12 protein-coding genes and 1 tRNA gene are annotated in these 13,841 nt (G+C 70.9%); 3 read left to right on the forward strand and 10 right to left on the reverse strand.

The genetic code is table 11. The features are described 5' to 3' along the window. Positions 1-160: 160 nt before the first annotated feature. From D9R14_RS10680 to D9R14_RS10690, 3 genes are all read right to left on the reverse strand, one after another. Positions 161-250, reverse strand: a tRNA-Ser gene (locus D9R14_RS10680). Between the two features lie 413 nt (positions 251-663). Beyond that, a complete protein-coding gene (gene dapD / locus D9R14_RS10685) occupies positions 664-1,512 on the reverse strand; it encodes a 2,3,4,5-tetrahydropyridine-2,6-dicarboxylate N-succinyltransferase (RefSeq protein WP_121623307.1) in 849 nt (282 codons plus the stop codon). Between the two features lie 57 nt (positions 1,513-1,569). After that, positions 1,570-3,183: a peptide chain release factor 3 gene (locus D9R14_RS10690; protein ID WP_121623308.1), complete on the reverse strand. Its 1,614-nt coding sequence runs from the start codon at positions 3,181-3,183 to the stop codon at positions 1,570-1,572. A 54-nt stretch (positions 3,184-3,237) separates the two neighbouring features. Between D9R14_RS10690 and D9R14_RS10695 the strand changes: the two genes are divergently transcribed. After that, positions 3,238-3,663: a hypothetical protein gene (locus tag D9R14_RS10695; RefSeq protein ID WP_121623309.1), complete on the forward strand. Its 426-nt coding sequence runs from the start codon at positions 3,238-3,240 to the stop codon at positions 3,661-3,663. A gap of 58 nt (positions 3,664-3,721) precedes the next feature. Here D9R14_RS10695 and fdxA read toward each other — a convergent pair whose 3' ends face one another. From fdxA to D9R14_RS10725, 6 genes are all read right to left on the reverse strand, one after another. Then, positions 3,722-4,057 (reverse strand): ferredoxin FdxA, encoded by a 336-nt coding sequence (gene fdxA / locus D9R14_RS10700; protein WP_121623310.1) that lies wholly within the window; start codon positions 4,055-4,057, stop codon positions 3,722-3,724. A gap of 82 nt (positions 4,058-4,139) precedes the next feature. Further along, positions 4,140-4,412 (reverse strand): RNA-binding S4 domain-containing protein, encoded by a 273-nt coding sequence (locus D9R14_RS10705; RefSeq protein WP_121623311.1) that lies wholly within the window; start codon positions 4,410-4,412, stop codon positions 4,140-4,142. Between the two features lie 3 nt (positions 4,413-4,415). Beyond that, a complete protein-coding gene (locus tag D9R14_RS10710; protein ID WP_121623312.1) occupies positions 4,416-7,793 on the reverse strand; it encodes a helicase-related protein in 3,378 nt (1,125 codons plus the stop codon). A gap of 152 nt (positions 7,794-7,945) precedes the next feature. Next, complete coding sequence (locus D9R14_RS10715) at positions 7,946-8,746, reverse strand: ABC transporter ATP-binding protein (RefSeq protein WP_121623313.1); 801 nt, start codon at positions 8,744-8,746, stop codon at positions 7,946-7,948. Next, positions 8,743-9,744, reverse strand: coding sequence for a FecCD family ABC transporter permease (locus D9R14_RS10720; protein ID WP_121623314.1), 1,002 nt, complete (start codon positions 9,742-9,744; stop codon positions 8,743-8,745). Before D9R14_RS10720 ends, D9R14_RS10715 begins: the two co-directional genes overlap by 4 nt. 5 nt (positions 9,745-9,749) lie before the next feature. Next, positions 9,750-10,832, reverse strand: coding sequence for an iron ABC transporter substrate-binding protein (locus D9R14_RS10725; protein ID WP_245420712.1), 1,083 nt, complete (start codon positions 10,830-10,832; stop codon positions 9,750-9,752). A gap of 129 nt (positions 10,833-10,961) precedes the next feature. On the opposite strand from D9R14_RS10725, the gene metX reads away from it, so the two are divergent. Together metX and metW are read left to right on the forward strand one after the other, a co-directional pair. Further along, positions 10,962-12,176 carry a homoserine O-acetyltransferase MetX gene (gene metX, locus D9R14_RS10730; protein ID WP_121623315.1) on the forward strand — a complete coding sequence of 405 codons (1,215 nt, stop codon included), beginning with the start codon at positions 10,962-10,964 and terminating at the stop codon, positions 12,174-12,176. A 5-nt stretch (positions 12,177-12,181) separates the two neighbouring features. Next, entirely contained in the window at positions 12,182-12,850 is a 669-nt protein-coding gene (gene metW / locus D9R14_RS10735) for a methionine biosynthesis protein MetW (RefSeq protein WP_121623316.1), read from the forward strand. A gap of 18 nt (positions 12,851-12,868) precedes the next feature. Here the strand turns inward: metW and D9R14_RS10740 are convergent, their stop codons facing one another. Next, positions 12,869-13,600 (reverse strand): class I SAM-dependent methyltransferase, encoded by a 732-nt coding sequence (locus D9R14_RS10740; RefSeq protein ID WP_121623317.1) that lies wholly within the window; start codon positions 13,598-13,600, stop codon positions 12,869-12,871. Positions 13,601-13,841: the final 241 nt, after the last annotated feature.

A 13,841-nucleotide genomic window follows, 5' to 3' on the forward strand; every position in this document is an offset into this window, starting at 1 on the left:
AGCACCGTCGAGACGGCGGGACGCCACCGCGACCGAACCCTGCGCGGGGCGCACTCCTGTCCATCCTGCCCCGCCGTGAACGGCCGGGTGACCCGTGCGGACGCATTCGCCCGGCCTCGCCACGGCAAACGTCTAACAACACTTCAAAATCATTTTGTTATGGCGGAGAGAGAGGGATTCGAACCCTCGATACGGTTTCCCGTATACACGCGTTCCAGGCGTGCGCCTTCAACCACTCGGCCACCTCTCCCAACGTGCGCGGGGCGCACGCAACTCTTCAGAAAAGACGACCGCCGAAGGCGGTCTGTGCGCCTTCAACCACTCGGCCACCTCTCCCAACGTGCGCGGGGCGCACGCAACTCTTTAGAAAAGACGACCGCCGAAGGCGGTCTGTGCGCCTTCAACCCCTCGGCCGCCTCTCCTCCCGCGATCCGCGCAGGCCTGCCCGAGCGGTGGACCTGTTCAGGAAAAACGGACCTGTTCAGGGAAACCGCGCGGTGCCGGAACCTGCACCGCGCTCGGGCGAGGCGGCGGAATATACAAGGTGATCGGCGCTGCGCAAGCCGGTTTCGCGCAGAACCCTGCGGCGGGCGGCCGGGGTCCGGGATCGGGCGTCGCGACGCCCGGCCGGGCCGGGTCCGCCGCGCCCGTCCCCCGCGTCCGTCAGTCGCGCAGCAGGTCGTTGATGGAGGTCTTGGAGCGGGTCTGCTCGTCCACGCGCTTCACGATCACCGCGCAATAGAGCGAGGGGCCGGGGGTGCCGTCGGGCAGCGGCTTGCCGGGGAGCGCGCCGGGCACCACCACCGAATAGGCGGGCACCTCGCCGATGAACACTTCGCCGGTCTGCCGGTCGATGATCTTGGTGGAGGCGGAGATGAACACGCCCATGGAGAGCACCGAGCCGCGGCGCACCACCACGCCCTCCACCACTTCGGAGCGGGCGCCGATGAAGCAGTCGTCCTCGATGATCACCGGGCCGGCCTGGAGCGGCTCCAGCACGCCGCCGATGCCCACCCCGCCGGACAGATGCACGTTCTTGCCGATCTGCGCGCAGGAGCCCACGGTCGCCCAGGTGTCCACCATGGTGCCCTCGCCCACATGGGCGCCGAGGTTCACGAAGGAGGGCATCAGCACCACGTTGGGGGCGATGAAGGCGGAGCGGCGCACGATGGCGCCGGGCACGGCGCGGAAGCCGGCGGCGCGGAACTCGGCCTCGCCCCAACTGGCGAACTTGGAGGGCACCTTGTCCCACCAATGGGCGCCGCCGGGGCCGCCGGGAATGGCTTCCATGTCGTTGAGGCGGAAGGAGAGCAGCACGGCCTTCTTGAGCCACTGGTTCACCGTCCAGGCGCCGTTGGCGCCCTGCTCGGCCACGCGGGCAGCGCCGCTGTCCAGCAGGGTCAGGGCCTCGTTCACCGCGTCGCGCACGGTGCCGGTGGTGGAAAAGCCGATCTCGGCGCGCTTCTCGAAGGCGTCATCGATAATGGCGGACAGGCGGGCGGCGTCGGTCATGTCATCCTCCGGACGGGCGGCGTGGGAACGCGCCCTCTCATCGTTGCGGGAAAGGGATCAGGCGCGTTCCTTGACGGCCACGAACTTCAGCTTGGGATATTCCTCGATGGCACGGTCCAGCACCCACTGGCTGCGGGCGAGATAGACCGGCGCCTCGTCGCGGTCGCGCGCGGTGGAGGAGCGGTTGAGTTCCAGGAAACGCTCCACCTCGGCCCGCTCGCCCACGATCCAGCGGGCGGTGACGAAGGAGGTGGTCTCGTAGCGGATGGGCACGCCGTATTCCTTCTCCAGCCGCGCGGCGAGCACGTCGAGCTGGAGGGTGCCGACCACGCCGACGATGGGGGCGGGATCGTTGACGGGCTTGAGCACCTGCACGACGCCCTCTTCCGCCATGTCCTGCAGCGCCTTCTGCAGCTGCTTGGCCTTCATGGGGTCGGAGAGCAGCACGCGGCGCAGGATTTCCGGGGCGAAGTCCGGCAGCCCCTCGAACTTGATGCTCTCGCCCTCGGAGAGGGTGTCGCCCACCCGCAGCATGCCGTGGTTGGGAATGCCGATGATGTCGCCGGCCACCGCCTCGTCCACCGTCTCGCGCTCCTGGGCGAAGAAGAAGATGGGGTTGGCGATGGCCATGTTGCGCTTCTCGCGCGGGTTGAACAGCTTCATGCCGCGCTTGAAGCGGCCGGAGCACAGGCGCACGAAGGCCACGCGGTCCCGGTGGTTGGGGTCCATGTTGGCCTGCACCTTGAAGACGAAGCCGGAGACGAGATCTTCCGCCGGCTCCACGGTGCGGTCGCCTGCAGCGGAGCGGGGCAGGGGGCTCGGGCCGACCGAGCCGAGGCCGAACAGCAGTTCGGCGACGCCCGCCTCCTTCAGCGCCGAGCCGAAGAACACCGGCGAGAGATGGCCCTCGCGGAAGGCCGAAAGATCGAACGGCGGCAGCACGCCCAGCGCCAGCGTCAGGCTCTCCACCGCCTCGTTGAGGATGCGCTCCTCCACGCCATCGAGGCCGATGAGGTCCTCCGGTGTCTCGAACGGCACCTCGCGCACCAGCGGGCCGCCGCGCTCGGTGGCGAGCAAGGCGCGCTTGTTAGCGATGTCGATGAGGCCGCGGAAATCCACGCCCATGCCGATGGGCCAGGTGAGCGGGGTGAGATCGAGGGCGAGGGTGGAGGAGACCTCATCCATCAGCGCGATGGGGTCGAGGCTTTCCCGGTCCACCTTGTTGACGAAGGTGAAGATGGGAATGTCGCGCAGGCGGCAGACCTCGAACAGCTTGCGGGTCTGGCTCTCGATGCCCTTGGCGGCGTCGATCACCATCACCGCCGCGTCCACGGCCGAGAGGGTGCGGTAGGTGTCCTCGGAGAAGTCCGAGTGGCCGGGCGTGTCGAGCAGGTTGAAGACGATGCCGTCGCGCTCGAACGTCATCACCGAGGAGGTGACCGAAATGCCGCGCTGCTGCTCGATCTCCATCCAGTCGGACCGGGTGCGGCGGCGCTCGCCGCGCGCCTTCACGTGGCCGGCCATGCGGATGGCGCCGGAAGCCAGCAGCAGCTTTTCCGTCAGCGTGGTCTTGCCGGCGTCCGGATGGGAGATGATGGCGAAGGTGCGCCGGCGGGCGAAGTCCGGCAATTCGGCGGCGCCGGCGGCCGGGGTCTGGGTGGTCTCAAGCATGGCGGCTATATAGAGAAAAACCGTCCCGCACGGAACGGGCGAAGGGAGGCAGCGATGACGCTCATCGGCAAGGCTCGGCTCAAGGGTTTCGGCAGGCTACTCGGCGCAGCGCTGGCGACGGTGCTCGGGACCGACGCCGCGCTCGCGCTGATGCCGCCTTACGTCTACGAATCGGCGCGCAACAATGCCGCGAGCGTGCTTGTGATCGCCGTGGAAAAGGTCACCCCGCCGAAGCGGGAGTTCGGCAATTGCGCCGTTGAAGGAACGGTAAGGACCGTCGAGCGAGGCACCGCCTACAAGGTGGGGGAGAACGTGACCATCGATGTGCCGTGCGCGACGCCGGACGCCCTTCCGCCGATCGGAGGCACCATCTACCAGAACGTGCCGGACCTCAAGGCGTCGAAGTTCGGCCGCGCCTATCTCGACGCGAACGGCAAGATCGTTCTCTCCCAGTACGAGCTTCTGGCGGCGGCGCCCTGAACGGACCCGTCCCGATCGGCGCCGCTTTGGCCCGCGTGAAAGCCGGGGCGCTCAGCCCTCAGTCGCCCTGGCCGGGCTCCGGGGAGAACAGCTCCTCCTTGCCCGGCTTGCCGTCCCACTCCTTGGCATCCGTCGGCGCGTCGCGCTTGAGCGTGATATTGGGCCACACCTTGGCGTATTCCGCGTTGAGGGCGAGCCATTTCTCGAGGCCTGGGGTCGAATCCGGGCTGATGGCCTCGGCCGGGCACTCGGATTCGCACACCCCGCAATCGATACATTCGTCGGGGTGGATGACGAGCATGTTCTCGCCCTCGTAGAAACAGTCCACCGGGCACACGGAAACGCAGTCCATGTACTTGCAGCGGATGCAGTTCTCGGTGACGACATAGGTCATTGGGGGTTCCCTTTCGCGCGACGGCCTACCGCACCCGCATGGCGCAGGCAAGGCGATACGGCGCCGCGCCCGAAAAACAACTTCATTCGTCTGTGATTTCTTCGAAAAGCTCGGATGCAGAAGTAGCATCCCCGCGCCGCTCGGAAAAGCGAACGATTCGCAGAACACGCACGGCATGCTCCAGCGCAACCGTCAGCACCTGACCGATCCGCACGCCGTGGCCGGCCGTGTCCACCTTGCGGCCGTCCACCCGCACATGGCCGGCACGCACCAGATCGGCCGCGGCAGCGCGGGTGCGCACCACCCGCGCGTGCCAGAGCCAGAGATCGATGCGCTGGCGCGGCTCGGCGGTCACGCCTCAGCTGCCCTTCTTCTCCGATTCCATGCGGGCCTTCAGCGCCGCCAGGGCCGCGAAGGGGCTGTCGGGGTCGACCGGCTTGTCGCGCCGGCGGTCCTGGTGGACCGGACGGTGCTCGCTGCGCGGCGGACGCGGCTGGTCGCCGCCCTCGCGGGGGCCGCGGGGCGGACGGTCGGGACGCGGCGGGCGCGGCCCGCGCTCGGCCTCGGCGCCTTCCGGCGCGCCCTCGCTCCGGCGATGGGGCGGGCGTCCGTCGCGCCTGCGATCGCCCTGGAAACGGTCGCCCTGGGGACGCTCCCCCTGGGGACGCTCCCCCTGGGGGCGGTCGCCATGCGGCCGATGGCCCTGGCGCTCGCCGTGGCGCTCACCCTGGCCCTGGCGCTGGCCCTGGGGCCGCTCGCGGCGCGGCGCGCCGGGCGGACGGCCGGGCCGCCAGACCTCGATCATCTCGGGTTCGGCCGGCGCGCCCTCCACCGCCTCGGGGCCGCCGGGCGCGGCGGGTGCCTCCACCTCGGCCGCGGTCTCGGCGGCGGTGGGATCTCCGGCAGCCTCAAGGACTTCGGCGGCGGCGTCCGCCTCCGCGGCATCCTCGTCGGCCGGCCCGTCCTGCGGAGCCGCCTCAACCGGATCGGCCTCCGCCGGAGCTTCGTCCGCCGGGGTCTCGTCCACTGGGGTCTCGTCCGCCGGGGCGGCATCCTCGGCCATCGCGGCGTCCGTCGCCGGCTCGGCCGCGTCGGCCTCGGAGAGGACCTCGGTCTCGGCCGCGGCCGTCTCCGGAAGCGCCTCCGCGGGAGCGTCGAACAGGAGGTCGGCCTCGATGGCGCCCTCCGGCACGGGCGCGAGTTCGGGCGCCGGCTCGGCCGCCGCCGCATCGGCGCTCGCCACGGGAGCAGCCTCGGCCTCGGGCGGCGGGGGCGGGCGGCGCTCCATGCGGTAGCCCAGTGACTTCAGGATCGAGGCGAAGTCCTCGCCGGAGCAGCCCGCCAGAGAGGTCATGCCCACGGTGACGGTGAAGCCGCGCCCGTCCACCGCGCCCGGCGGCTTGGGGCCGGGGGAGTTGGGGCGCCAGGCGAGCGCCGGGCGGATCAGGTCGGCGAGCCGCTCCAGGATGTCGACGCGCACCGCGCGCTCGCCGCAGACGCGAAAGCCGACGGCGCGGTACAGCCCCTTCTGCACCTCGTGGTCGACCGGGATCGAGGTCCGCCCAGAGGCGGCAAGGTGCGGCAGCTCGTCGAGGCCCTTCTGCGCGAGGCCGCCATGCTTGAGCGCATAGAGCTCGGCCGCCAGCGAACGCGGCGCCGGCTTCAGCAGACCGGGCAGATAGATGTGATGCGCGCCGAAGCGCACGCCGTAGCCGCGCAGGGTGGCGCGCGCCGCCTGGTCGAGGGTCTTCATCTCCTCGGCCACCTTGGCGCGCTCCAGCACGCCGAGGCTCTCGACGATCTGGAAGGCGATGCCGCGGCCGATGCCGGTGATGTCCTCGGCGCCGGCGAGCTTGTTCAGCGGGCCGAGCAGCTTCTCGATATGGGCCGCTATCCACAGGGTGAGGCGCGCCTCCACCTGCTCGCGGGCCGGGCCGGTGAGATGCTCGTCGGCGATGATCTTGAAGCGCGGCTTCAGGACCTCGTCGCCGGGGATGAGCTTGGCCACCGCCTCGCCGGTCCACCGGATGGTGCCGTCATTGGTGAGGACGAAGGCCTCGTCCACCGCCTGCGAGACGCGCAAGGCGCGCGCCTCGATCTCGCCTGCCAGGGCCTTCTGCGCGGCCGCGCGCAAGGCCTTCGCCTCCTCGCCGCCTGCGGCGGGGTCGGCGGCGAACTGGAAGCCGTGGAGGTGGCCGATGACATGCCCTTCGACAGTCACGTCACCGGTCTTGCTGATCTCGGTCTCAAGCATCGTGTTCTCTCGCAGGCGCCGTATGAGCACGCTGGTCCGACGGTCCACGAAACGCTGCGCCAGCCTCTCGTGCAGTGCATCGGACAGCTTGTCCTCGACCCCTCTCGTGACGCCTTGCCAGTACTGCGGGTCTTCTAGCCAATCGGGGCGGTTCGCGACGAAGGTGAGGGTCCTCACCTGCGCGATCCGTCTCGACAACGTGTCGATGTCGCCTTCTGGGCGATCGGTCAAGGCGATTTGACGCGCGAACCAGTCATCGGGGATGCGTCCACCCGCCCCCACATGGCCAAAAAGCGTCGCCACCAGCTCCGCATGGGCACCCGGGGAGATCTTGCGATAGTCCGGCACCTGGCACACCTGCCAGAGCCGTTCCACCTCCGCGGAAGACCTGACGCGGCCTGCGACGGCGCCATCCGCGCCCATGATCTCCAGCACCTTGACGTCGTCCGCGGTGGGCGCACGGGCGAGGCCGTCCTCGCGCGGAGCGGCGGCGAGGCTCGCCGCCAAAGCGGGTATGGAGGCGAAGTCCAGGGCCCCGTTGCGCCATTGCAACACCTTCACGGCATCGAAGGCGTGGGCCTCCAGGCGCTCCACCAATTCCTGCTCGAACGGCGGACAGCGTCCTGTGGATCCGAAGGTGCCGTCGCGCGTCGCCCGCCCGGCGCGGCCGGCGATCTGCGCCATCTCGGAGGGGTTCAGGCGGCGGAACTGCCAGCCGTCGAACTTCCGGTCGGAGGCGAACGCCACATGGTCCACGTCGAGATTGAGGCCCATGCCGATGGCGTCGGTGGCGACGAGATAGTCCACGTCGCCGGACTGGTAGAGCTCCACCTGCGCGTTGCGGGTGCGCGGCGAGAGCGCACCCATCACCACCGCCGCGCCGCCGCGCTGGCGGCGGATGAACTCGGCGATGGCATAGACCTCCTCGGCGGAGAAGGCGACGATGGCCGAACGGCGCGGCAGGCGGGAGATCTTCTTCTCGCCGGCGAAGGAGAGCGTGGACAGGCGCGGGCGCACCTGCACGTTCACGCCTGGAATGAGCTTTTCCACCACGTTGCGCATGGTGCCGGAGCCGAGCAGCAGCGTCTCGTGGCGGCCGCGCCGGTTTAGGATGCGGTCGGTGAAGACGTGGCCGCGGTCGAAGTCGCTGGCGAGCTGGACCTCGTCGATGGCGACGAACGAAACGTCCACGTCGCGCGGCATGGCCTCGACGGTGGCCACCCAGTAGCGCGCGGCCTTCGGCTTGATCTTCTCCTCGCCGGTGACGAGGGCGACCTTGTCCGGCCCGATGCGCTCGACGATGCGCTGATAGACCTCGCGCGCCAAAAGCCGCAGCGGCAGGCCGATGAGTCCGCTCTCATGGCCGAGCATGCGATCGATGGCGAGATGGGTCTTGCCGGTATTGGTGGGTCCGAGAACCGCGCTCACCCCGCGCGCCCGGATCGAGCGCGGCAGCACGGCCCATTGGGTGACGTCATCCATCGGCTGTGGGGGATCCGCTCAATTGTTGGGGCTGTGTAGCATATTGGGACGCGGGCGCGATGGCGAAAGGGGCCCGCGGAACGGGCCGGGAACGAACCGGGCGCGAATCGGCGCGGACGGGATGTTGCCCGGGCGTTCCGCGCGCGGGCCTGTCACGCACCGCCCACCTCTGCCGGGCTCACCACCAGCCGTCCCGACGGCGCCGCCTCCACGGTGAGCGGAACGCCGTAGAGCCGGCTCAGCGTCGCGCCGGTCAGCACCTCCCGCGCCGCGCCGGCTTTGAACCAGCCGCCGGCTCCCAGCACCGCCACCCGGTCGGCCACCGCCAGCGCGTGCTCGGGCTCGTGGGTGGACAGGAGCACGGCGAAGCCGCGCACCGCCAGCGCCCGCACCTCGCGCAGCACCAGCAGGCGGTTGGCGAGGTCGAGGCTGGCGGTGGGCTCGTCCATGACGATCACCGGCGCGCCCTGCGCCAGCGCCCGCGCCACCAGGACCAGCTGCCGCTGGCCGCCCGAGAGGTGGTTGAAGGCACGCAAGGCGAGGTCGCCGATGCCGAGCGAGGCCAACGCATCCTGCGCCGCCGCGAGGTCGCGCGCCTTGGGCGCGCCGAACGCCCCCAGATGAGCGGTGCGGCCCATCACCACCATGTCCAAGACCGCGTAGTTGAAGTCGCTGGGGCTCGCCTGCGGCACGTAGGCGACGGCGCGCGCCTTGGCCGCGGCGGAGCGCGCGGCAAGCGGAGCGCCGGCGAGGCGGACGGTGCCCGCGATCGGCGGCAGCAGCCCCAGCAGGGTCTTGAACAGCGTCGTCTTGCCCACCCCGTTCGGCCCCAGCAGGCAGGTGACGGTGCCCGCGTCGAGGCGGAGCGCCAGGTCCCGCGCCAAAGCGCGGCCGCCATGGCCGATGGCCAGGCCCTCGGCGGAAAGCAAAGGCGGGCCGGCGGCTGCCGTCATGGCAGCAGGCTCCGGCGGCGGCGCGCCAGCAGGACGACGAAGACCGGCCCGCCGATCAGCGCCGTGAGCACGCCGAGCGGGATCTCGATGCGCGCGGCCGAGCGGGCGAGCGTGTCCACCATCACCATGAAGGCGGCGCCGAGCAGGATCGAGGCCGGCAGCAGCCGGTCGAAGCGCGCGCCGACGATGAGGCGCGCCATGTGCGGCACCATCAGCCCGACCCAGCCGATGACGCCGGAGATGGCCACCGCGCTGGCGGTGACCAGGGTCGCGCCGCCGATCGCCAGCGCCCGCGTGCGGCGCGTGTCGACGCCCAGCGCCTGCGCCTCCTCCTCGCCGAGCGAGAGCACGCCGATGCGCCAGCGCGCGAGCACAAGCGCCGCGAGGCCGAGCACGATCGCCGGCGCGACGGCGGCGACGTCCTGCGGCTTGATGCCGGAGAGGCTGCCGAGCAGCCAGAAGGTGATGGCCGGCAGCTGCTCGTAGGGGTCCGCCAGCACCTTCACCAAGGCGATCGCCGCACCCGCCAGCGCGCCCACGACGATGCCGGCGAGCACCAGCACCAGGATGTCGCCGCCGCCGCGCAGCGCCCGGGCGAGCAGCAGCACCACCGCCACCGTGGCGAGCCCGCCGGCGAAGCCCATGAGCTGGATCGCCGCCACGTTCAACCCGAGCAGGATGCCGAGCACCGCGCCGAAGCCCGCGCCGGTGGAGACGCCGAGGATGTCGGGGGAGACCAGCGGGTTGCGAAACAGGCTCTGATAGGCCGCCCCGGCCGCCGCCAGCGCCGCCCCCGCCAGCGCCGCCGCGAGGATGCGCGGCAGGCGGATGTGGAACAGCACGGTCGCGGCCGCATCGTTCGGGATGCCGAACGGCGCCGCCGCGAGGGCGTGGAGCACGTCCGCCGGCGCGATCGGAAAGGGGCCGATGCCGGCCGAGACCACGAGGCTCGCGGCGAGCAGTGCAGCCAGGGTCCCGAACGCCGCGAAGGTGCGCATGGGGGTCATCGGTCCGGCCGGCCCATCAGCCGGCGCATCTGCGCCGCGTCCAGATAGACTCCGTAGAACAGCCGGTAGAAGGCGGAAATTTCCGCGTCCAGCCCGCCGCCGGCCTGCTGCGGGTAGAGGACATGGAGCAGCCACAGGAGGCCGGCGAGCCGGTTCACCGACGGCGGCGCATCGACGAAGCCGAAGGGCAGATGCGGCGCCAGGAACACACGGCCCGCCGCCACCGCCGGCACCGGCTTCCAGGCGGGCCGTTCGGCAATGGTGGCGGCGAAGACGGGATCGAGCGCGACGATGGTGTCGGGCGCCCAGGCGATCACCTGCTCCGGCGACACGGCGGCAAGGCCGCCTTTCTCCCTCAGGCCCTCGGCGACGTTGACCGCGCCCACGCGCTCGATGATCTCGGTGTTGATGGAGCCGCGGGTCCCGCTCTCCAGCCCCTCGGTGCCGCGGGCGAGATAGACCCGCGGCCGGCGCGCCGGCGGCACCTCGGCCAGCACCTTGTCGACGCGGGCGAAAATGGCCTCGGCCGCAGCGGCGAGCGCCGCGCCCCGCGCCGGCGCGCCGAGGATCTCGCCGACGAGGCGCAGCGCCGCCGGGGTATTGGAAAAGCGCCCGTCGATCAGGATGTAGGGGATGCCGGTCTGCGCCTGCACCCGGTCGGCGAGCGAGCGGTAGGTGTCGGTGATGGTGCCGAAGTCGACGATCAGATCGGGCTTCGCAGCGATCAGGCGTTCCAGGTTGAGCGTGTCGCCGCGCCCGGTGAGGCGCCCGGTCTCGGGCAGGTCCCGCACCTGCGGCTGGAGGAAATCGCGCTCGGCCGGACGGGGCGTGCGCACCCAGCCGATCATCATCTCCGGCGCGACCGCATAGAGCAGCACCGAGGCCGGCGGGCCGGCGGCGAAGACGCGGGCAATGCGGTCTGGCACCTCCACCATCCGGCCCGCCGAATCGGTGACCGTGCGGGCGGCGGCCGGCCCCATCCCGCCCAGCAGCCCGAGCCCCGCCAGCAGCGCCAGCGCGGCGCGCCGCGTGCGCCGGCGGCGCCAAATGCGCAATGTGGGCAAGGCGCACCCGTCCATTCCCGCCTCCACCGTGCCGCGGAACATGTATCCCGGCGTATATATCGCATCGGTGCAGCCGGTTCGCCATGGCCGTGCCGCCCGCGGCGGCGCTTGACAGGACCGAGGCGCCGTCGCTTTGGTGGAGCCATGACATCGTTCGTTCCACAGGACGCAACATCCCTTCTGCCGAACATCGAGGCCAAGGCGCGGCAGGAGGTCAATGAGCCTCATTCCGCCGTGGTGCGTTTCGGCGCGGACCAGCCGCTGCGCCTCGATGCCGGGGTCGCGCTGCCGCACCTGCAGATCGCCTACCAGACCTATGGCGAGCCCAATGCCGCGCGCTCCAACGCAATCCTGGTGTGCCACGCTCTGACCGGCGACCAGCATGCGGCGAACCCCAATCCCGTCACCGGCAAGCCGGGCTGGTGGGAAACCCTGGTGGGGCCGGGCAAGCCGATCGACACCGAGCGGTTCTTCGTCATCTCCTCCAACGTGCTCGGCGGCTGCATGGGCACCACCGGGCCGGCGTCGCTCAATCCCGCCACCGGACGCGCCTACGGGCTCGACATGCCGGTGGTGACGATCCGCGACATGGTGAACGCGCAGGCCATGCTGCTCGACCATCTCGGCATCGAGAAGCTGCTGTGCGTCGCCGGCGGATCCATGGGCGGAATGCAGGTACTGCAATGGGCGGCAAGCTATCCCGAGCGGGTGTTCTCGGCCCTGCCGATCGCCACCGGAGCGCGCCACTCGGCGCAGAACATCGCCTTCCACGAGGTCGGCCGGCAGGCGGTGATGGCTGATCCCGACTGGCGCGGCGGGCGCTATCTCGCGGAGGGGGTGACGCCCCATCGCGGGCTCGCGGTGGCGCGCATGGCGGCGCACATCACCTACCTCTCCGACCAGGCGCTGCACCGCAAGTTCGGCCGCCGTCTGCAGGACCGCGCCAACCCCACCTTCGGCTTCGACGCGGACTTCCAGGTGGAGAGCTATCTGCGGCACCAGGGCGAGAGCTTCGTTCAGCGCTTCGACGCCAATTCCTATCTCTACGTCACCCGCGCCATGGACTATTTCGACCTCGCCGAGGACTATGGCGGCGTGCTCGCCAACGCCTTCGCCGGCTCGAAGACGCGCTTCTGCCTGGTCTCTTTCACCTCGGACTGGCTGTTTCCCACCGAGGATTCGCGCGCGATCGTCCATGCGCTGAACGCGTCGGGCGCGAGCGTGTCGTTCGCCGAGATCGTCAGCGACAAGGGCCACGACGCCTTTCTCCTGGAGGAGCCGGAACTGTTCGCCATCACCCGCGGCTTCCTCGACAGCGCGGCGCGCGCCTTCGGCCTGCCGCCGGGCCGGGAGGGTTGAGCGCCATGGCCGTGCGCGAACAAGTGCTCGACGAAAGCGTGGTGCGCTCGCAGGGCGGGCGCGTCGACCTCGTGGTCGTGGCCGAGATGGTGGCGCCCGGCTCGCGGGTGCTCGACGTCGGCTCGGGCGACGGGGCGCTGCTGGAGCTTCTCGCCACCACGCGCCAGTGCGATGCCCGCGGCATCGAATTGTCCCGCGAGGGCGTGAATGCCGGGGTCTCCCGCGGTCTGGCCGTGATCCAGGGCGACGCGGACGTGGACCTCGCCCACTATCCGGACGACGCATTCGACTATGTGATCCTCTCGCAGACGCTCCAGGCGACGCGCCGCCCGCGCTGGGTGCTGGAGCAGATGCTGCGCATCGGCCGGCGGGCGGTGGTGTCGTTCCCGAACTTCGGCCACTGGCGCTCGCGGCTCGATCTGCTGGTCAACGGCCGCATGCCGCTCACCGAGAACATGCCGGTGCCTTGGTACGACACGCCCAACATCCATTTCTGCACCATCCGCGATTTCGTGGAGCTTGTGGAAATCCTGGATGCGCGCATGGAGAAGGCGGTGGCGCTGGACAGTTCCGGCCACCGGGTGCGGGTGAACATGCCCTGGTGGGTGTGGAACCTGCTGGGTGAGCAGGCGGTGTTCCTGCTCTCGCGCAAGAATGCGGGCCGGCCGGGCTGAGCCGGCGGCGGCGGACGCTCAGCCGGCCGGAACGCCGCCGGGCACCAGCACCGGCTCCATCGCCGGCTCGACCACCGCGGTTCGGCGGCGCACCTGGGCCGGGCGATGGAGCTGCTTGGTCGCCTCCACCACCAGCACGCCGGAGAACGGCAGCGAGAGGCGCGAGCCCACCCGCTCCCACGCCACCGCCGTGCGCAGGAACCAGCGGCTCGGTGGGGCATAGAGCGCCTCGCTCCATCCCACCGGCGTGAACAGAGCCTCGCGCAGCAGGGACACCACCTGGCCGCGGGAGAACGGGCGCCCGTTGCCGAACGGCGTGGTGTCGAGCCGCGCCCATACGCCGCGCCGGTTGGGCACCACCGCCAGAAGCCGGCCGCCGGGCGCGAGCACGCGCCAGACCTCGCCGAGCAGCTCGGCGGCGTTGGGGGTCATCTCCAGCACATGAACCGCCACCACCCGGTCGAACCGGCCGCTCGGGAACGGCAGCATGGTCTCGTCGGAGAGCGTGGCCAGCGTCGGCGCCGCCGAGGGCCACCGCACCACCCCCTGCGCCGCCGGCATCACGGCGACGCAGCGCTCCGCCTCCTCGCGGAACACGCCGAGATAGGGCGTCGCATAGCCGAGGCCGAGCACGGCCATGCCGGTCACGTCGTCGAATCGTCCGCGGATCGCGCGGCCCAGCAGGCGGCGCGTCATCACGCCCACCGGCTGGGCGTAGAAATTGCGGAGGTCGACGACGTCGAGGAACATGGGTGCCCAATGCCTGAAGCCGATGGCGTCTTGAAGGCGCGGCCTCCCCCGTCGCCGGAGGCGGGGCGCCTCCCCCTCCTCTTGCGCCACGCGCATGCCGAGCGCAACCCGGGCACCCGTGCTGGCGCTCGCGCGGCATCGGGCTATCATCAAGGCCGCGGGGCGGCATGAGGAAATGGGGGACTTCGCCGTCTCCCTCATGTCCCGGACACAGGATCGCGCCATACTCGGCGCGGCTCAC

The organism is Xanthobacter tagetidis, assembly GCF_003667445.1.
GTDB lineage: Bacteria > Pseudomonadota > Alphaproteobacteria > Rhizobiales > Xanthobacteraceae > Xanthobacter > Xanthobacter tagetidis.